At 39.4% G+C, this 20,969-nt stretch carries 19 protein-coding genes; all 19 read right to left on the bottom strand.

What is annotated here, in order from left to right; genetic code table 11:
* Positions 1–3 precede the first annotated feature (3 nt).
* The gene (locus tag BUA02_RS13180; RefSeq protein ID WP_072704964.1) at positions 4–498 is read right to left on the bottom strand and encodes a chemotaxis protein CheW; all 495 of its coding nucleotides are present in this window, start codon (positions 496–498) and stop codon (positions 4–6) included.
* Between the two features lie 36 nt (positions 499–534).
* Positions 535–2,637 (bottom strand): chemotaxis protein CheA, encoded by a 2,103-nt coding sequence (locus BUA02_RS13175; RefSeq protein WP_072704961.1) that lies wholly within the window; start codon positions 2,635–2,637, stop codon positions 535–537.
* Positions 2,638–2,776: 139 nt separating this feature from the next.
* On the bottom strand, positions 2,777–3,847 hold the full coding sequence (locus BUA02_RS13170; protein ID WP_083572769.1) for a protein-glutamate methylesterase/protein-glutamine glutaminase: 1,071 nt from the start codon (positions 3,845–3,847) through the stop codon (positions 2,777–2,779).
* A 2-nt stretch (positions 3,848–3,849) separates the two neighbouring features.
* A complete protein-coding gene (locus BUA02_RS13165) occupies positions 3,850–4,572 on the bottom strand; it encodes a flagellar brake protein (RefSeq protein WP_072704958.1) in 723 nt (240 codons plus the stop codon).
* 35 nt (positions 4,573–4,607) lie between these two features.
* Positions 4,608–5,540: a MinD/ParA family protein gene (locus BUA02_RS13160; RefSeq protein WP_072704955.1), complete on the bottom strand. Its 933-nt coding sequence runs from the start codon at positions 5,538–5,540 to the stop codon at positions 4,608–4,610.
* A 24-nt stretch (positions 5,541–5,564) separates the two neighbouring features.
* Positions 5,565–6,824 carry a flagellar biosynthesis GTPase FlhF gene (gene flhF / locus BUA02_RS13155; protein WP_072704952.1) on the bottom strand — a complete coding sequence of 420 codons (1,260 nt, stop codon included), beginning with the start codon at positions 6,822–6,824 and terminating at the stop codon, positions 5,565–5,567.
* Position 6,825: 1 nt separating this feature from the next.
* Positions 6,826–8,883 carry a flagellar biosynthesis protein FlhA gene (gene flhA, locus BUA02_RS13150; RefSeq protein ID WP_072704949.1) on the bottom strand — a complete coding sequence of 686 codons (2,058 nt, stop codon included), beginning with the start codon at positions 8,881–8,883 and terminating at the stop codon, positions 6,826–6,828.
* Positions 8,884–8,923: 40 nt separating this feature from the next.
* Positions 8,924–10,084, bottom strand: coding sequence for a flagellar biosynthesis protein FlhB (flhB, locus tag BUA02_RS13145; protein ID WP_072704946.1), 1,161 nt, complete (start codon positions 10,082–10,084; stop codon positions 8,924–8,926).
* Positions 10,053–10,838, bottom strand: a complete 786-nt coding sequence (fliR, locus tag BUA02_RS13140) for a flagellar biosynthetic protein FliR (RefSeq protein ID WP_071176146.1) — start codon at positions 10,836–10,838, stop codon at positions 10,053–10,055. The genes flhB and fliR overlap by 32 nt, the downstream gene beginning before the upstream one ends.
* A 9-nt stretch (positions 10,839–10,847) precedes the next feature.
* Complete coding sequence (fliQ, locus tag BUA02_RS13135; RefSeq protein WP_071176147.1) at positions 10,848–11,120, bottom strand: flagellar biosynthesis protein FliQ; 273 nt, start codon at positions 11,118–11,120, stop codon at positions 10,848–10,850.
* Positions 11,121–11,131: 11 nt separating this feature from the next.
* Positions 11,132–12,067 (bottom strand): flagellar type III secretion system pore protein FliP, encoded by a 936-nt coding sequence (gene fliP / locus BUA02_RS13130; RefSeq protein WP_072704943.1) that lies wholly within the window; start codon positions 12,065–12,067, stop codon positions 11,132–11,134.
* 1 nt (position 12,068) lies between these two features.
* Positions 12,069–12,407, bottom strand: a complete 339-nt coding sequence (locus BUA02_RS13125) for a flagellar biosynthetic protein FliO (RefSeq protein ID WP_072704939.1) — start codon at positions 12,405–12,407, stop codon at positions 12,069–12,071.
* An 11-nt stretch (positions 12,408–12,418) separates the two neighbouring features.
* Complete coding sequence (gene fliY, locus BUA02_RS13120) at positions 12,419–13,654, bottom strand: flagellar motor switch phosphatase FliY (RefSeq protein WP_072704936.1); 1,236 nt, start codon at positions 13,652–13,654, stop codon at positions 12,419–12,421.
* Between the two features lie 3 nt (positions 13,655–13,657).
* Entirely contained in the window at positions 13,658–14,641 is a 984-nt protein-coding gene (gene fliM, locus BUA02_RS13115) for a flagellar motor switch protein FliM (RefSeq protein WP_072704933.1), read from the bottom strand.
* A 48-nt stretch (positions 14,642–14,689) separates the two neighbouring features.
* On the bottom strand, positions 14,690–15,226 hold the full coding sequence (locus BUA02_RS13110) for a flagellar basal body-associated FliL family protein (RefSeq protein WP_072704930.1): 537 nt from the start codon (positions 15,224–15,226) through the stop codon (positions 14,690–14,692).
* A gap of 19 nt (positions 15,227–15,245) precedes the next feature.
* Complete coding sequence (locus tag BUA02_RS13105; RefSeq protein WP_071176153.1) at positions 15,246–16,079, bottom strand: OmpA/MotB family protein; 834 nt, start codon at positions 16,077–16,079, stop codon at positions 15,246–15,248.
* Positions 16,079–16,882 (bottom strand): motility protein A, encoded by an 804-nt coding sequence (locus BUA02_RS13100; RefSeq protein WP_071176154.1) that lies wholly within the window; start codon positions 16,880–16,882, stop codon positions 16,079–16,081. Before BUA02_RS13100 ends, BUA02_RS13105 begins: the two co-directional genes overlap by 1 nt.
* Before the next feature lie 65 nt (positions 16,883–16,947).
* A complete protein-coding gene (locus tag BUA02_RS13095; RefSeq protein WP_083385831.1) occupies positions 16,948–17,121 on the bottom strand; it encodes a flagellar FlbD family protein in 174 nt (57 codons plus the stop codon).
* Positions 17,122–17,557: 436 nt separating this feature from the next.
* Complete coding sequence (locus BUA02_RS16115; protein ID WP_072704927.1) at positions 17,558–20,902, bottom strand: flagellar hook-basal body complex protein; 3,345 nt, start codon at positions 20,900–20,902, stop codon at positions 17,558–17,560.
* Between the last annotated feature and the right edge of the window lie 67 nt (positions 20,903–20,969).

Here is a 20,969-nt window from a genome sequence, read left to right as displayed (position 1 = left end):
CAATCAGCTAGCATTTGATGCTTTTTCTTTTACTTCCTTCTCAGAAACAACAGCCTCAAGATCAAGGATAGAGACAAGTCCTCCCTCATAATGGCCAACGCCACCAACAAACTGTGCTCCAGTTGTTCCCTTCTTGTCGTCGTAACGCATCTTTTCAATGCTATTGACATCAAGTGTAAGCACTTGATTAACCTGATCTACAATAATTCCAACAAGATCACCTGTCTCTGTCTTTAAGATAATGATTCTGGACTTATTAGTAAACTTATCCTCTTCAAGTCCCATTTTCATCCTAACACTCATAACAGGAACAATCTCACCACGAATATTGATAACTCCCTTAATATAGTCATCAACCTTTGGAACTCTGGTGATCTGCTGCATTCTTACAATATTATCAATATATTTGATGTTGATGCCATACTGCTCGTCATCGATCTTGATAACAATAAACTGAATAAGCTCACCTACTTCAGAATTATCTCTAAGTTCGTTCATAATGGTTCATCCTTTCTTCTTAATAATCAACCGTCATTAGAAAATTGAATTAGTGTCAAGAATAAGAGCAATCTCACCATCACCAAGGATAGTAGCACCACTTATAAGCTTGCACTTATTAGTGTATCTACCAAGAGGCTTGATAACGATTTCCTGCTGTCCCATAAGTTCATCAATTACAAGACCTGCAAGCTGATCGCCCTTTCTGGCAATAACAACAACCATATCTTCATCTGGCGACTTTGTAGACTCAGTATCAAGAACCTGATTAAGTCTGATAAGAGGAAGAACGCTTCCACGAAGATTGATAACTTCCTTATTTTCAACAAATTTAACTTCTGATGGAGATACATCCTCAATACTCTGAATAGAATCAAGAGGAATAGCATATTTTTCTTCACCAATGATAACCATCAGAGCCTGAATAATAGCAAGTGTAAGAGGAAGTCTGATAATCCATGTTGAACCTTCACCAAGCTTAGTCTTAACTGTTACTTCACCTGAAAGTGATTCAACCTTTGACTTAACAACGTCAAGTCCTACACCTCTACCAGAAATTTCTGAAACCTGTTTAGCAGTTGAGAAACCTGGATGGAACAAGAGCTCTACGCACTGCTTTTCTGTTAAAAGAGCTGCCTGTTCAGGAGTAACAACTCCTTTTTCAATAGCCTTATTCTTAACGACTTCAGCATCAATACCGTTACCATCATCGCCTACTTCGATAACAACACTGTTACCATCCTGGAAAGCATGAAGGAAGATCTGTCCAACTTCAGGCTTACCTCTCTGAGCTCGAAGCTCGGCACTCTCAATACCGTGGTCAGCGCTGTTTCTGATAAGATGCATCAAAGGATCACCAATCTCATCAACAACGGTACGATCCATTTCAGTATCTTCACCAGTCATTGTAAGTTCCATCTTCTTATTCAGAGTCTTGTTAAGATCTCTGATCATACGAGGGAATTTCTGAAGAACGCTCTCAATAGGAACCATTCGAACCTTCATAACAGATTCGTGAAGGTTTGTTGTAACGCTCTCAAGATATTCGATCTGCTCATTTACATTTGATACACCTGTTGTATTTGCAGCAGAAATAAGTGAGTTCTTTGCAATAATAAGCTCACTTACAAGATTCATGAGCACATCAAGTTTTTCAATATCAACACGGACTGTTCTGTTAACAACAGGCTTACCAGCAGGTTTCTTGCCTCCAGCTGCTCCGCCAGCTGCTGGTGCAGGAGTTTTTGCTGCAGGTGCTGCTACAGGTGCAGGTTTATTGTCAGCAGGAGCTGCTGCTGGTGCTTCATCCTTTTCTTCTGGAGCCTTTGCTCCGCTAGGATCGAATTCACCACAATCGCAACCTTCAACTTCAGAAACAGCCTTAACTATCTCTTCAACCTTTTCTTTTGATTCATCAGTAATGAGGATCAAACTAAAAGAGAAATCGAATTTTTCATCTTCAATATCCTGTGTATTAGGATCAGAAACTGCAATTTCACCGATCTCTTCCAATCCCTTGAATACAAGGAAACCTCTTGCAGCCTTAAGGATACAAGACTCCTGAATATGAACAGTAACGCCATAGATCTTCTTACCCTGGCTCTTTGCTTCTTCTAATGTGGATTTAACAGATGGATCAAGACGAATTGCCCTATAGTCCGACGCACCATCAGCTCCCTCTGCTGGCGCATCATCTGCTGGCGCTGCATCTGTAGGCGCTGCTGCTTCAGCAGGTGCAGCGTCACCACCACCAACTTCGCCTGATCTGATATCAGCGAGAGACTTAATTATATCTTTATGCTCATCAGTACCTTCATCCTGATTCTCAGTGATATTATCAACATATCCCTGAATAGCATCAAGACACTGAAGCAGAACGTCGATATCAGCAGATTTGATCTTAATCTTGCCAGCACGAACGTCTGAGAAAACATCTTCCATATCGTGTGTAAGATTCTGCATTCTGGTATAGCCCATAGTACCAGCCATACCTTTCATGGAATGGGCTGATCTGAAGATCTCGTTAATACAATCTTCATTCTCAGGGTCCTGTTCCAAAGTCATAATGTTGTCATTGAGCGATTGAAGGTGCTCCTTTGCCTCATCAAGAAAGACACTTAGATACTGAGAAACATCCATAACCAATTTACCTCCATTTGAAATGTGATAGATTTTCAAAAGTATAGTCTTATTATCGCATACTTTTGTTCAAAATATCGGCATTTGAATGGAGGAATTAGAAAATTTGGATAAAAGAACTATTAAAAAAGATAAAACCTCAATTCACGCCGACATTCATTATAATTTCCTGGGCTACGTCCTCTAGTTTTACAACCTGATCAACGAGACCAGCTACTGCTACTGCTTTCGGCATTCCGTAAACGGTACAGGTACTTTCATCCTGCCCGATCACATGAACTTTTTTCTTAGATTTAAGATTCTTTATTCCTTCGGTTCCGTCAGCTCCCATTCCTGTTAGAACTACACAGCAAACTTCGTCGTAATCCGACTCCATAAGTGATTCATACATAAAGTTCGCACAAGGCCTTACGCCTTCTCTTGTGGGGCCATCCACATAATGGATTGTGCTCTTTCCACCGCTCTTTATGATATGCATATGCTTGCCTCCTTTGGAAATGTATACAGTACCCGGCTGAAGTACATCTCCTTCTGCTGCTTCTTTTACACTGACTTCACTAAGTGAATCAAGTCTTTCAGCAAGAGAAGCTGTGAAGCCTTCCGGCATATGCTGAACCAGAACAACTGGCGTTTTTAGATTTTTTGGTAATTTTGGAATAACTGATTGTAGTGCTCTTGGACCCCCTGTCGAACTTGCGATCGCAACAATCCTGTTGCCAGTGATCTTACTGGCGGATTTGCTTACTAGTTCAACAACTTTTTTCGACTCCTTCACATCTTCAATAGAAAAAGTTTTCGCATGAACTGGAGCTTTACTGTTAGCTACAGCAGCAAGGGTATCGATGAAATGAGCTGTGAAATCCTCACCTCTGCATTCAGAAGCTCGATCTGGCTTATGAACAAAATCCAGAGCTCCTAGATCAAGAGCATCCATGGTGACCTTTGCGCCTTCCTTCGTGTCTGTACTCGCCATCATAATCTTTGCTCTTATATTATTTTTTTGAAGCTCTTTAAGTAACGTAATGCCATCCATCCTTGGCATATTAATATCAAGAACGACGGCATCATATGTGTTCTTTTTAAGCAGTTCGAGACCTTCGACTCCGTCTTTTGCGGTTTCAACCACGTGGAATCTTGAATCTGAATTAATAATATCACTGAGTACGGTTCTCATAAGTGCAGAGTCATCAATTATCAAAATATTTTTCATAATCAAGTTTGCTTCTTTCTTATTTTGCGCTCTTCCTCAAAGATGAAATGGATAATATCTTCTCTGGAAGTTTCGTCAATGTAAACATACTGGATTCTGTGCTCATACAGTCCTGGTCTACTCTCAAGCTCACTCACTTTTAGCACTGTACATATCATTTCATACTCTTTGTCATTGGCATTCCCAGGTAAACGATAGGAACAATAGATAGTACTACCTTCTTCGTATTTAAAATTCGCTACAAACCTAAGTCCGCCGCCGCTTATATCAACAACAACGCTTCTTTGAAGACCAAAATCAGCATCTACTAGGTATTTCCTGTTTCTTTCAAATGCTTCAAGTTCTTCTTTGGAACATAACCTGGATTTAAGTTCTAGTGCACAACTAAACCTGTAATATTCCCTGCGTTGGAGTTTTTGCAATTCACTTATAAGGTCCAGAACCAAAATGTACATATTGTCACTTCGGTATCTGTCTATTATTCTGGCATAGCACTGAAAAAGTCCTCGTGTGCTGTAAAAACACAGGCTGTACTCCCCATCGACTGGTAAAAGTACCACCTTACCTTTCTCAAAGGGCATCAGGATCTCGATTCTGTCATCCGAAGTTACATCCATGACCTTACTCATGTAAATATGCTTCGTTCTAGCATCCTCATCCATCCAGATTTTTCCAGTAGCCTTTAACTCTACTCGATTTCCTGGTGAAATGTAATCAGAAAGCATCTATTTTTGTCTCCATTCACGTACTTAATGAAGTACTATTGTGTATTTGGCGCATTGCCTATTATATTTGGAACGTTCCCGGTACTGCTAAGCTTCCTGCCAGTAATGATATGGGAAAAGAAAGCTGCCATACCGCGTTGTTTTACCTCCTCTGTATATCCCGGATTCATCAAATTGTTTGCAATAGATTCAAAAGCCTTCGTTGCCTTGGCATTTGGATATTGTATAGAAACAGGTGACTGCTGCATAACGCTTCTGGCAAGCATCTGGTCCTGCGGAATTGCTCCCATATATGTAAGTGGAAGTTTCAGATATCTAGCAACCACAGCATTAAGCTTGTTAAAGAGCTGTTGTCCTTCTTCATCACTAGAAACCCTGTTTGACACTACCTTAACCTTAGTATTCTCCCTTGAGAACCTAGGTGACTGATTAAGTGCTTTTAAAAGAGAATACGAATCCGTAATAGACGTAGGTTCAGGAGTAGTAACAAGCATTATCTCGCCACTTGCTACAAGGAATTCCATAACCGCACTTGATATACCTGCACCGGTATCTATTATTATTATATCAGCAATTGCGTCCAATTCGGCAAGATTTACAATAATATATACTAAATAATCTCTTGAAAGATTGTACATGCCCGAAATACCTGAGCCTCCGGAAATAAATCCAACACCTTCAGGTCCCCAGGTTATGATATCTTTAATATTTTTGCCTTGATAAATTAGGTCGCAGAGATTATGCTTTGGTACAGTTCCGAACATGATCTCAATATTAGCAAGTCCAAAGTCCGCATCAAGGATGATTACTCTTTTTCCCATCTTGCGAAATTGAATAGCAAGGTTTATGGCTACGTTTGACTTACCAACGCCGCCCTTACCACTTGTAACAGTAATGATCCTGGCAAGTGGCCTTTGAGGCTTATTTGAATTCTTGATTATATTTCTAAGTTGTTGTGCCTGATCCATAAATTTCCCCAAAAAATTTATTAATTAACTTTTTCCACCCAAAAGATTCTTAACGATGCGCTGTGCATCAAACACAGCAATATCATCAGGAACGTTTTGCCCATTAGTGATATATGCAACAGGAGCACCTGTGTGCATTCTAACGTTGTAAAGATTTCCTTTTGCACCGGTCTCATCCATCTTGGTAAAGATAAGTCTATAAGCAACCATCTCAGAATAAGCATCTGCGATTTCGATGAGATCTCTGTACTTTGTAGTTGCAGAAAGAACAAGGAAATTCTCACATTCCATTATATCTTCCAATGTTCTGATAAAGCTCTCAACACCCTGCTTTAACTCTTCATTATGAAGTGAATGTCCAGCAGTATCTACCATGATGAAGTCGTAATCCTTGAAATCTTCAGCAGCCTGCTTCATCTCTTCAACAGAATAGATAACTCTAAATGGAATCTCCAAAATAGATGCGTATGTACGAAGCTGTTCTGCAGCTGCGATTCTATAGGTATCAACCGTTAAAAGAGCCACTTTCTTTTTCTGAGTTACAGAAAGTTCTGATGCAAGCTTAGCAATGGTTGTTGTCTTACCAACACCAGTAGGTCCGATAAAAATCTCTGCCCTTGGTCCTGGTTTATCCATAACTATAGGCTCAGATTTTCCAAACTTAAGGACCATCTTCTGGTATACATTTGCAAGGGCAAAATCAAATGGAAGCCCTGGTTTACTTATCTTTTCAACCTCATCAGTAAGCTGATTTACATATATCTCATCAACCTCATTCTCAATAAGAGTATTGTATAAAAGCTTGATAAAAGACATTGTCTCTTCTGAAATCTCATCCTTTTCAGGAGCTTTAACGCCAGTATCAGAAGGTGCGTTATCAGAAGAACTGTCTTTTTCATTTTTAATAAAGTTCTTTTCAAGAAGATTACTGAGATTATCAAGTTTTTCTTCTATTGCACTGTTATCTTCTCTATAATCTTTACTCTCTCTGACTTTTGTAGCATTCTGAGTAGCCGAAACGATAGTATCTCTCTGAGAACTATCCTTTGAAGGGGTCACGATCTGAGGCCGGTTTTCCTTTGGCTGAGAATAGGTTTTAACAGGTCTTTCCGACTCTTCTTCGAGAGCAACAGTTACCTCAATTTTTTGAGACTGAAACAAAGAGAAAAATCCAGTTTTCTTGGTTGGCCTGACATTCATTACAACGATGTTTTGGCCAAGTTCTCTTCTTGCCTCTTCAGTAGCTTCACTTTCAGTTTTTCCAACATACTTTTTGATAATCATATTATGCAGTTACCATCCCCACAGATTGTAATTCGATGTTAGCCTCCACCTCATTATATGAAATTACTACTAAATCTTTGTAGTAATCTTCAGTCATTTTCTTAAAATACATTCTGACAATCGGAGAAGCCATGATAATTGCCTGTCTTCCAGCTTCTTCAAGCTTTCTGACCTGCTCTCCAACTGCATTCAAAATAGCTTTCGTTCTGGCAGGATCAAGTGTTAAGTAAGCGCCAGTCTCAGTCTGCTTGACGCTGTTCATGATCTCCTGCTCAATCTTAGGATCTAGCGTTACAACGCTTGTTGTCTCACCGGGCATAAAGTACTTACTTGAAATAGCTCTCTTAAGACTCTGCCTTACATACTCAGTAAGGATATCAGGGTCATGGGTTGAAGGAGCAAAATCAGCAAGAGTCTCAAAAATTGTAACAAGGTCTCGTATAGAAATACCTTCCTTCAAGAGATTCTGAAGCACCTTTTCAATCTCACCAAGGCTCATAAGCTTAGGTACAAGCTCATCAACAAGGGCTGGATTGTTCTCCTTAAGATTATCAACAAGATTCTGAACATCCTGTCTGGTCATAAGTTCAGCAATATGTTCTCTGATGATCTCAGTAAGATGTGTAGCAATGATAGAAGGCGGATCAACAACTGTATAGCCAAAGCTTTCAGCTCTTTCTCTCTGTCCTTCAGTAATCCATATAGCAGGCAGATGGAATGAAGGTTCAAATGTAGGAATACCTGTGATTTCTTCCTCTACATGACCTGGATTCATTGCCATATAATGGTCGAACAAAATCTCACCATCGCTTACCTGTATACCTTTAATTTTAATGATATATTGATTAGGATTCAACTGAATATTATCTCGAAGTCGAATGATAGGCACAACAGTACCAAGTTCAAGCGCAACCTGTCTTCTGATCATAACAACTCGGTCAAGGAGGTCTCCTCCTTGATTTACGTCAGCAAGAGGAATGATTCCATAGCCAAACTCAAGCTCGATAGGATCAACAGTCAAAAGACTCGTGACATTCTCAGGCTGCCTGATCTCTTCAGCCTGCTGTTCCTCTGGAGAAGCAACCTCGCTCTCGACATTAACCTCTTCAATGGTCTGGCTTGCTATCCTTCCAAGAAGAATGAATCCTGCGCCAAATGAAACATATAAAACTGTAGGAAGAGGTGACAAAATACCAAGTCCAGCCACAACTCCGCCAACCAGGTACAAGGTCTTTGGCATTCCAAAAAGCTGTCCAATAAGAACATGGCCAAAATCTGCCTCTTTTGATCCCTTTGTAACCAGAATACCAGTTGACATTGAAATCATAAGTGAAGGAATTGAACTTACAAGTCCATCACCCATTGTAAGGATTGAATATGTATTAATAGCTGTGTTGACATCCATCCCCATTCTGAACATACCCATAGCAATACCACCAAGAAGGTTGACTGCTGTAATGATAAGGCCCGCAGTCGCATCTCCTTTTACATACTTGGTAGCACCATCCATAGCTCCGAAAAAGCTAGCTTCATCCTGTATCTTTTGTCTTCTTTCTTTTGCTTCCTGATCGGTAATGGCACCAGTGTTAAGATCAGCATCAATAGCCATTTGTTTTCCTGGCATAGCATCAAGAGTAAATCTTGCAGATACTTCAGCTACACGTTCAGAACCTTTGTTGATTACCATCAGCTGAACGATAATCAGGATTACATATACGATAGCTCCAACAATAAGATCACCACCGCCAACGAAAGATCCAAATACAGTAATAACCTGACCAGCACTTCCCTGTGTAAGTATCAGTCTTGTAGATGATACGTTTAATGAAATTCTAAAGATAGTCGTAAACAAAAGAATTGTTGGAAAAAACGACATATCCAGAACATCCTGAGCAAACATGGCTGTGAACATGATCACGAATGAAAGTGACATATCAAAGGCCAAAAGAATATCCAAAAGAAAGTCCGGCAGAGGAATAATAAGCATTACGATAGCTGCAACAATATAAAGAGCAAGTCCGTAGTCAAATACACGGTCTCGTAGTTTTTTTACATCCATATTTTCCTCTCCTTTCTCTCGTTATAGTAAATACAATTCATCATATCTTTCCTTGCAGATGATATACATAAGCAAGTACTTCTGCCACCGCTTTATATAGTTCTGGAGGAACCAGTTCTCCAACTTCAACGTTAGCATAAAGCATTCTGGCAAGTGGCTTATTTTCAACTATTTCAACATTGTTTTCCCTTGCTATCTCTTTGATCTTTTGAGCAAGAAAATCAGCACCCTTTGCAATGACCATAGGAGCTTCTGCTGACTCAGCATCATATTTGATAGCAACAGCAAAGTGAGTAGGGTTCGTAATAACAACATCTGCCTGAGGAAGCTGCTGCATCATTCTGCGCTGTGAAGCCTGCATCATTCTTCTCTTCTGAGCGTTCTTAACTTCAGGATTTCCTTCAGAATTCTTGTACTCATCCTTTACTTCTTGCTTGGTCATCATCATATCTTTTCTGAATTTACGTCTCTGATAGATGAGGTCTGCAAAGGCAATAAACATATAAGCAATTGCAATCCTGATGCCTAGGCTAATGACAAGATTACCCATCAGGCCAATTGCCTGATTAAGTGGCATGTCATATAGCAGAAACAAAGACTCTTTTCTGCCAATAAAAAATGTATAGATAACCACAGCCATGATTGAAAGCTTAAGTATAGATTTTAAAAGTTCAAAGAGCTTTCTAGTTGAAAAAATCTTCTTCATACCAGAAACAGGATTAAGCTTAGAAAGTTTTGGCTGCAAAGGCTTAGTTGTGGGCTTATATCCAACCTGAACAAAATCGCAGATAAAAACTACGGCAAAACCAATGATAAAAAACGGAGCACAAAGAAGTAACAACGTAAGCATTGAATTATTTACAATGCTCCTAAGATACGCTATGGGCAGATATCCATCATAGGTTCTTGCCACATTTGGAATAGAGTTATATACCCTTTCAAATGTACTCTTAAATATACTTCCCATAAAGGAATAAAAAAATTTTAATATGACAAAAAGTGCAAGCAAACTAAAAGCCGTCGCTATTTCCTGGCTCTTAGCCACCTGTCCTTCTTTTCTGGCATCATCAAGCTTTTTAGCTGTTGGCTCTTCAGTCTTCTCAGCACCATTAGCATCTTCAGCAAAAAACTGAAGATTATATGAAATTAGTAGCTGGCTATCATCAAGTTTAGCCAGCTTGCATGCTGTAGACAAAATCATGCATTAACTCCTTGATATTGATATAAACAAAGTTCGATGCACTTCCCAGCATAGAAACTGTAATAAACATAACCATTAGACCAATAATGATCTTGATCTGAATACCGACAGAGAACATGTTCATCTGCGGTGAAACCTTTGCTAGAACGCCAAGAACAACGTTTGTAATGAAAGTAATGATAAAGATCGGAAGGGCTATTCTAAAACCTATTACAACGTAATCTCTTAAAAATGAAACTATAGCATCAAGCATTCTGTCTGAATGAATAGTTACAGTATTTATAGGGATCAACACAAATGAGTCAGCCAAAGCCTTAAGAATATAGTGATACATTCCTGATAAGATAAGCATCACAGTAAGAGTCTGTGAATACAATGTACCAGTAATAGATGTCTGCTCATTTGTATTAGGATCAAACAGGCTTACCATAGAAAGACCTATCTGCATATCAATAATAGTACCTGCAAAGTTAACTATAAGAGTACTAAGCTGAACAGCATAACCAATCAGGAATCCTGCCATAACCTCTTTTAACACGATAACTGTATAACCAATGATCGTGTTATAATTTGGCGCTTCATAAGGAACAGCACCGTAGATAAGTATTGAAAGCAGTAAGCTAAAGCCAATCTTGACCTGATTAGGGGTTTGTCTGCCACCAAAAAACGGACAAACAAATATGAAGCTTGTTATTCTTACAAGAATCAAAAGAAATATCTCAAGATCCCCATATCTAAACGTGTAATCGATCATGTGATACCTCTATCTGACATACTGTGAAAAATCAGACCAAAGCTGATTGATATAACCAGATAATTCTGTAAGCATCCAGTTACCTATCAGCATTATCATTATAAAAACGCCTATTACCTTAGGAACAAAGGTAAGGGTCTGCTCCTGAATAGATGTAACAGTCTGAAAAATTGAGATGATAAGTCCGATGATCATTGATGTCAAAAGTACAGGCAGTGACATCTTGATAACTAAGAATAACGCACTATTTATTATTGTGTTGATGTCTGATAATGTGATCATAAAATGCCCCCTTAATAGAACGACTTAACAAGGTTGCCTATTATTAAACTCCAACCATCAGCCAGAACAAATAATAAAATCTTAAACGGCATTGAAATTGTAGTTGGCGGCAGCATCATCATACCCATACTCATAAGTACCGAAGCTACTACCATGTCTATAACAATAAACGGAACATAAATAAGGAATCCAATAATAAACGCTGTTCTAAGCTCACTTATAATAAAGCTTGGAATCAGAACGACATTAGGGATGCTGTCAAGCTCACCATCCCACTCTATTCCGTCGATTTCCATAAACAAAATAACATCTTTTTTCTGAGTCTGGCCATACATAAACTGCCTAAACGGCTTCATTGCTGTATCTATGAACTCTTTCTGGTCGATCTCACCGTTCTCAAAAGGAACAACAGCATCATTATATGCAGCTGTCAAAGTAGGCTGCATAATAAAAAGTGTCATAAACAAAGCAATCCCAATCATCACCAGATTAGGTGGCGATGTTTGGGTTCCAATAGCAGTTCTCGTAAAGTGTAGCGCAACGATGATCCTGGTAAAAGAGGTCATCATCACAAGAAGAGTTGGTGCCAAAGAAATAAGCGTAAGTGTAATAAGTATTCTAAGAGCACCATTTACCGAACCGTTGCCGTTATCATATGTAACAGTCACAGTATTGGCAATATTCAGCTCCTTAAGATCATCCGGGTCTTCCGAAGAACCTGGAGCATTGATATTTGTCCTTTCATCCTGAGAGCCAGTTAGGTGGCTATCTCTATCCGTTGTAGGATCAGTTGGCGTTGTATCCTCAACAACGTTTTCAGTAGCGTGTACTGAAAGTGGAACTGAAAAAGCAAAAGTAGAGATAAGTAACACAGAAACAACGGCCAGAACAAATCTCTTGATTGCAGTTTTCTTATTCAGTTTTGATTCTCCCCGCATAATCTTCATGTTACTTTTTTATCTCGCCCTTAAACTTTTCAAATACTTCTTTAAAACTAAGTGTTGTAGAACCATCCTCTTTGGTAATTAGAGAGTCCTTATCGATCTCACCAAGAGCAGTGATCTCATCCTTGCCAACAGCAATAGCCATGTACTTATCTCCTACACGAACAATCTGAATATACTTGTTGACAGATATTCTACTGGTCTCAATGATCTCAATATTACCTGAGGAAGTTTTCTCTTTTTGGTATCCCGCAAGAAATTTAGTTACATAGTAAGTAGCTGCAAGAACACCAATGAAAATGATCAATATAGAAATAAACTGTAAATATGAATCAGCTGTCATCTAAACTTCCTTTACTGAACTATCTCAGTAACTCTTACACCAAAACTTTCTTCGATAACTACAACTTCTCCCTTTGCTACGAACTTACCATTAACAAGAACGTCTACAGGTTCACCTGCAACCTTGTCAAGCTCAATGATAGTTCCAGGAGCAAAATCAAGGATATCTGAAATAGGTTTTGCTGTTCTACCAAGCTCAACAGTTACTTCAAGAGGAACATCCTTGATGATTCCGATATTCTCTCCACCTGCCATGATAGTTGTACCACCAGAAAAATTCTGAAACTGAGCAGGCTGAATATTCATATTCATCATCTGAGGAGCCATCATCTGAGGCATTCCCATCTGCATCTGAGGCATTGCCATCTGAGGCATTGGCTGCCCCTGCATCATAGAAGGATCCATCTGAGGAGCCATCTGTGGCTGTGGAGCTGGTGCTGGTGCTGGTTCTGGAGCAGGCGCAGCAGCTGGTGCAGCTTCCTGTGAACCTTCATCAGCAGCAATAACTGTATCTTTAAGAGTCTTAGCAAAATCAATTGGATAAAGCTGCATAAGCGTTGAATCTACAAGCTCTCCAACCTGCATCTTGAAAGAGATCTTAACAAATGTTCCAGTAAGGAACTCAGCAATATCTGATGGATCATCGTTGATCATATCAAGAACAGTAGCCTGTGGCGGGCTGATATCAACCTTCTGATTGATCATTGTAGAAAGAGATGTGGCAGCAGCACCCATCATCTGGTTCATAGCTTCTGAAATAGCAGAAAGCTGTAATTCGCCTATCTCTCCATCTGTATTAGTACCATCACCACCCATCATGAGGTCGGTGATTACCATAACGTCATGTTCTTTTAAGATCAGAATATTTGTTCCATCAAGACCAACAGTGTATTTGATCTGGATAAATACGCATGGTCTCTCATAGTTATTTATTACATTCTCCCAATTAGCTAGTTCTACTTGAGGTGTTGTAATATTAACCTTCTGATTTACAAGGGAATACAGCGTTGTAGCTGAAGATCCCATGCTGATATTAGCTACTTCACCGATAGCATCTTTTTCTGAATCAGTAAGTAGTGATTCATCTATTGCTCCACCTCCAACTGGTGGTGTAGATACAGCAGCCTCTGCTGGAGCAGCATCACCGCCTCCGTCAGCAGGTGCATCAGCTGGTGCATCTCCGCCAGCAGACGTATCCATTCCGGCAAGCAAAGCATTAATTTCGTCCTGTGACAACATTCCATCCATGCTCTACTCTTCCTCCTCTCTCACAACCGATGTAATTCTTACGGCATATTTCTCTTTGGCAGTTCCAGGTAATGCAGTAAACTTAAACAGATTACCCACATATACCTGCATATCAGTATTTACTCTATTATCAAGCCTTATGATATCTCCAGCCTGAAGATGTACAAAATCATTAACAGAAACATTGCATTTACCAAGTATAGCTTTAACTGGTACAGCAACATGTCTGACCATGGTCTCAAGAGTATCCTCATAGTCCTCATCATTGTTCTTTTGCATCGTTGAGAACCAGAACTTTGTATTGAGCTTATCCATAACACTCTCTAAGGTGAAATATGGCAAGCATACATTCATAAGACCTTCTGTATCTCCAATCTTGATATTCAGCGTAACGATAGCGATCATGTCTGTTGGTGAGATAACCTGAGCAAACTGTGGATTTGTCTCGATCCTCTCCATAACAGGATTGATAGAAACAACGTTCTGCCAAGGTTCTACCATAAGCTGCATACAGATTGTTACAAGCTTCTCTATAAGTGGCATCTCAATGTCGGTGAATGGTCTTGGTTTATCCAAGGTTCCCCCTTCACCTCCAAGCATTCTGTCAATAAAAGAGAATCCTATATTTGCCTGCAATTCCAAAATAATATTACCCTGCAAAGGAAGGAAACTTATTACTCCCAAAATAACAGGATTGGAAAGAGCATTACTAAATTCAGAATATGTAACAGTTTCTGAGTTAGCTACAGATACAGTTACGTTCTTTCTGAGATATAGTGGCAAAGTTGTGGATAAAAGTCGTCCATAATGTTCGTAGATCATCTCCAAAGTTCGAAGATGCTCTTTGGAGAATTTAGCAGGACGTTTGAAGTCATAATCTTTGACTTTCTTTTCGTCAGCTGCCTGCATCTGATCCACATCAAGTTCACCGCTACTTAGCGCTGCCAACAGACCATCTATTTCGCTTTGTGACAGTACTTCACTCAAAATGGATCTCCTTTCTGTATTTATTAAATACCGATCTATTCATGATCATTATGAATAGATTGCACTAATACTTACGTCGTAAATAAAGTTTGAACCGTAAAGTTCCTGAACAGCTTCAAGAACCTGGTCTTTTGCTGTCTGCATATCAGCCTGAAGTTCTTCCATTGTGTAACTTGAAAGGACATCAATAACTTTAGCCTTAACAAGATCACTCATACTAGCAAGTGATTCAGAAGAACCATAGGTTGCATAATCCTGAGCAGCTGTATTCATTGAAAATACAACGTCAGCAAGCATGTAATGAGTCTTGCCATCTGCGCCAGGCTTAAGACTGATAGTAAGGTTGTTATCACCTGTATAACCAAATGTAGCTATGTTTGCTACACCAACAGTTCCTGAATTTGAATTTGAAAAACCTCCGCCTGCTCCGCCGCTAGCTTCAAGCTCAAGCGCAGCAGCAATATCAGAGATAAGCTTTGCAGTCTGAGAATTTGTTGTCAATACGCTAAGAAGCATGAATCCATTCATAGCAAGGTTAATGACTAAAAGTGCCAAGATGATGATTGATAAAAGATTCTTTTTCATTTAGGACTATCTCCCCTCTTTAATAAGATGAACTAAGTGGATTGTAAATCTTTATTTCTACTCTTCTGTTGCGGGCTCTGCCCTCATCTGTAGAATTGTCAGCAATTGGAGAATACTCACCTCGACCTGTATGAACAATGTTTGCAGGATCAAGATTAGTATTTTCACAAAGGTAATAAAAGATTGAAAGAGCTCTTCCTGAACTAAGCTCATCGTTGTTGGCATATTTGCCACCTGAAGACATAGGAACATTATCCGTATGTCCTTCAATCTCAATAGTACCTCCAGCATAGGTTTCAAGTATCTGACCAACCTTATCGATAACAGGTATAGCGTCATCTTTAATATCTGTCTTACCAGAATCAAAAAGAATTGAACCCTGAATAGTGAGCTGTACAAACTGGCTTGTGTAATTCAGAGATACTTCATTATCTACATCTCCAGCTTCAAGAGCTGCTTCAATCTTTTCAGCAAGCTCTTCTGATGCTTCCATCTGTTCCTCTTCTGCAGCTTCTAACAGTTCCTTTTGCTCCATTTCTCCAATAGCTGTCTCTTCTGAATCAGAATCCTCGCCGCTCTGAGCAAGTCCCATTGAAGTAATATAACTAGATAAAGCACTAAGCTGAGAAACGCCATCACCAATAAGTGCTCCCTGTCCTATAGCCATTTCTCCACCGGAGAAGATACCGAAAGCATTACTAAATGATGCTGCTACTTCCTCGAACTTTGCCGCATCCATGTTAGCCATTGAGAAAAGAAGTACGAAGAAACAAAGAAGCAGATTCATCAGATCACCAAAGGTACCCTGCCAGGCCGGCAGACCAGGTTTTATCTCCTCTTGTCTCTTTGCCATTATTCTCCGCCTCCATCGCCAGTTCCATTTTCAGCTTCATAAGCAGATCTATCAGCAGGTGAAAGAAATGATTTAAGCTTCTCTTCTGTAACACGTGGGTTTTCACCAGCCTGTATAGACAAAAGACCCTCAATGATAATGCTCTTTGTCATGTACTCAGCATTACTTCTGGCCTTTAACTTATTTTCAGCAGGATAACAGAACCAGTTAGCAAGAACTGATCCGTAGAATGTAGTAATGAGGGCAACCGCCATGGATGGTCCGATTGATGAAGGATCAGACATGTTCTGAAGCATAAGAACCAGTCCAAGGAGGGTACCGATCATACCCCATGAAGGACCCATACCAGCAACATCGCCAAAGAATGAATAGTTCTCTTTATGACGCTCCGCCATGGCATCAATTTCAGCTTCAAGAATGCTCTTTACAAGTTCAGGCTCAGTACCGTCTACGATAAGCATGACGCCCTTCTTCATGAAAGCATCCTCCAAACTACCAGCAGCTTCTTCCAATGCAAGAAGGCCTTCTTTTCTGGCTGTATTTGAAAGATCGATGATTTTTTTGATAACAGATTTGGTGTCATCAGTTGGCATCTTAAAGATCAAAGTATATGACTTAAGACCGCTCATGAAACTCGGCATACTTCTTGATCCCAAAACGGCCATGAAGGCTCCTCCAAAGGTGATCATAGCTGAAGGCGCATCAAGGAAGTATTTAACACCCGTGATACCAGCTGAGAACACAATACTCAGGATCATGAATATAAAACATAGACCTACACCAAGTAAAGACGCAATATCCACAACAAACTCCCCTTTCTCATATTTATAGTGAACATCATTTACTTATTCGATAATTTGTTTCAAAATTAATTTTCTTGAATCATCTTGTAGATTTCATCAGGATTTTCTTTGACTAATAACTTCCTACCCGAGTTAAGGATAATGATGGTATCTGGATTAGCTTCTACAGTCTCAATAGAAGAAATATTAAGAAGAATCTTACGCGTATCCATTTTGGTCAGCTCAATAATCTTAGACATTAACCCCTCACCTAATATAAAATTTCACTCATTCAAAAAGTTTCATTTTAAAATGAAACTTTATTTCTAATTACTACTATTTTACCACTTTTTCTGTTCAAAATCTCTATGTCACGTTCACAATTTAGACATATTTTAAATTTTATTACACAAATGCAATGTGATTTATGTAATATTTTTTCGAATTTATATTGTCCAAAATCTATTTTTGGACATAGTACTACATATTGTGGTATTAAAATTATTTTACCACAACAAGTCAATATATTACAGCAGATTATTTAAAGAATTGCTAAAAGAATAATCTTTGTCCAATATACAGTTAGTGTTTGCATGGTATAATGTTTTTATAGATACGCTATTTAGTCTCTTATAGTTCTTACGCACGCAAAAAGCCCTGCCGGTAATCGGCAGGGCTTTCGTTTTTGTCTAAAGATTATCTCTTAAGGTTTGTAAGCTCTTCAAGAAGTGTATCAGATACTGTGATGATACGGCTGTTAGCCTGGAAACCACGCTGTGTTGTGATCATCTCAGTAAACTGTGAAGAGAGGTCTACGTTAGACATTTCAAGTACACCAGTGTTCATGTAACCACCATCAGTGGTGATGTCCTGAATTGTAGCTTCACCAGAGTTAAGTGTTGATGCATACAGGTTATCACCTTCCTTTGAAAGACCTGATGCATTAGCAAACTCCGCAGATGCGATCTGTCCAAGGAGCTTGGTCTGACCATTTGAATATGTTGCATAGATCTGACCGTCTGTACTGATTGAAACACCGTTCATCTCACCAACTGCACGTCCTGTGTTAAGAGACTTCTTGTCGCCCTTAACAGCCTTGATCGTAGATGATCCGTTTGTGTTGTAGTTTGTAACTGTTGAGAAGTCAAACTGTACATCACCAGGATTATGAGTTGTATCGCCTGCTGTCTGCTGATAGCCAAAGGCTTCAAGACCAGGAATTGACTGGTTGAAGTTCATTGTTACAAGACCTGCATCACTTGTATCAGCTGAAACAAGAGAACCATTAGCTGCATCAAACTTAAGCTGTACAGAATGCTTACCTACTGTAAGGTTAATAGCACCTGTTGAAGTATTGATCTCATAAGTACCATCAATACCATATGCATCAGCCTGCTCATCAGTGATTCCATAAACCTTATTTAAAAGACCTTTGTTATCGCCTTCTGCTGTTGTAAGAAGATCTGCTATATTTCCCTTTACAGGTACTGATTCATAAGCTGTCTCTGATGTATAGTTAAGTGTTCCATCACCATTATCAGAAACTGAATATCCAGTAGACATTCCCTTTGCAGTCTCGGTTACGCTGTGTGCAATTGAAACATATCCTAAAGTCTCAGTATTGTTTGAGAATGTAATTGTATATTCCTGACCAGAAGCCAAGCTTGGAATATTTGTATTTGTTCCAAATGCATCACCAAGAAGTGTCTCGTAAGGATTATTTCCACTTGTAATTGTTGCTGTAAGACTTGTAAGTCCATAAGCCTTAGCAAATGTAGAAGCTCCAACATATACGCCCTTTGGCTGTACTGGCTGTGTATCAGTAAACTTTGTAGTATCAAGTTCACCTTCAGCTTCAATCTGATGTGAATAAGTGATCACAGCTCCAGTTCCATCTCTAAGAGCCTGTGCCCCGCCAAGTTCCTGAGCTTCATATGAGAACATAAGACCTGTAGTACCTGTAATTGAAGTTTCCTTTACATCAGTAACAACTGAAAGACTCTTAGCTGTCATTGCGCTCTGAATTTCTCCAGCAGCCTTCTTAGCGGAGTTGTAGTTTGCAATCTTATCATCATTAGCTGTAATTGCAGCAACAGCATTATCGTATGCAGTCTGTGCAGCTGCTTTATCAAGTACAGCCTGATCATAAATAGCCTGTGCAGCATCTCTTTCTGCCTCTGCCTGTGTAACATCTGCAGGATCAGATGCCGGATTGTCAATAATAGCTTGTTTTTCATCAATAATCTGCTGCTGCTCAGCCATTATAGTATCCTGGGCAGTTTTATCTGCCTCTGCATCTATTTTATTCTGCTCCTGTGTCTGATTATCAGCGTTAAGAGCAGCAATCTGATTATCAATATATGCAAGAACATCTGTTATATCCTGAGTCTCAATTCCAGTAGATACATCAATACTACCATCTGTAAATGCAGTTGTAAGATTATTAACATCTGCCTGTACTGCAGAACCGCCTGTAGTCTCAGTCTTTGTTACATCTTCATAATTCTTTACATATAAAGTAATGTTATCATCAGCTGAATTGAATGAATAAAATACCTGATCAAGACTTCTTGTCTCGCCTGCTGGAGCTGCTGCTACCCAATCCTGAGCTGCCTGAAGTACAGTCTTACCTGTTGTTGTTCCATCAAGTGTATAGTACTGACCAACAGTTGCAATCTTATTATATGCGCCTGGGTTAGTTGATGTAGCCTGTGGAACTGATACATGTCTCTTGATCTCCATCTTAGGTGGAGTTGTCGCATTATAATATGTATAGTCGTAATCTGCTGAGCCATAAAGATCAGAGATTCCAAATACCTTTGAAAGGAAATCTGTATCAGCAAAAACACTTGCGCTTGAATTTGCTGTGGAATCAGGAATATGATAAGCCTCAAGTGTTGCTGGATCTACAAAGTACTTCTCTGATGAGTTTGTCTTATAAGTGTACTTAGCTGTTGCATACCATCCATCAGCTGCAGCAAGGTCAACCTTGTTGTACTTTATTGTAAGTTCACCAGTCTGGTCATCAATCTTATATGTTGCATCTGCAGGATAGTTCTTTTCATCTGTATCTGTAACATTGTATACAGTATTGAGAATTCCTGAGTAGCTCTTTGAACTAGTGCTCATAAGATCTGATAAATAACCATTTAAAGGAACCTGTTTGTACTTAACATCTCCGCCTTCTGCATTGATAGCGATATTTTCGCCAGAAGCATCAAGTACGATCGAATACTTAGTACCTTTTTCAAATGACTGTGATCTTGTTGGGCTCTCAACATTACCGAATGTGATCTCTTTTAACAGATCTGGTCCAATACTCTTTCCGTCTGAATCGATGATATCTGTAAGAGTAAGTGCGAACTGATGATCATAACCAGTATCCTTTAATGTGAACTTACCTGTGTAAAGATAACCTTTGTTGTCATAGAACTCAAGTGTTACAGTCTTACCATCATCAGAAATGAGGTTCTTGTCATGGTCATCGATGTTACCGCTGTAAAGAGCTGCTGTTGTAGATGCTGGTGAATAAGTGCTGTTTGCTGCACTCATGATCTGAAGGCTTGAAAGTCCGCCATTCTTGTTAATTGTGATCTCACCAGTTTCCTTATCTTCCTGTGCAACCCAGCCCTGAACAAAATATCCATTTGACTGCATTGCAAGGTTACCAGCACCATCTACATAGAAAGAACCATCTCTTGTGTAGAGATTTTCATTACCGTTGTTAACGATAAAGAAAGACTCACCTGTGATCATGATATCAAATGGGTTATTTGTTGTCTGTGTTGCTCCCTGAGATGTAATAGCTGTATTTATAGCACCAGACTTAGCACCAAGACCGATCTGACGAGCGTTTACACCACCCTTGGTCTCTGTAGCTCCTGAAGCTGTCTGTGTTGTCTGATACATAAGATCTGAAAATGTAATAGACTGTGATTTGAAAGATGTGGTGTTAACGTTGGCAATATTGTTACCGATAACATCCATCTTGGTCTGGTGTGTCTTAAGACCTGCTACACCAGAATAAAGTGATCTCATCATAAGGCAAAGTCCTCCATCTTGTATTTAGCTTTTTTGAGATTTTGGACGGATGAGTGATAAAGAATGA

The sequence above is a fragment of the Butyrivibrio hungatei DSM 14810 genome, from assembly GCF_900143205.1.
In the GTDB taxonomy this organism is placed as follows: domain Bacteria; phylum Bacillota; class Clostridia; order Lachnospirales; family Lachnospiraceae; genus Butyrivibrio; species Butyrivibrio hungatei.
This window is presented reverse-complemented; position numbering and strand designations above follow the sequence as displayed.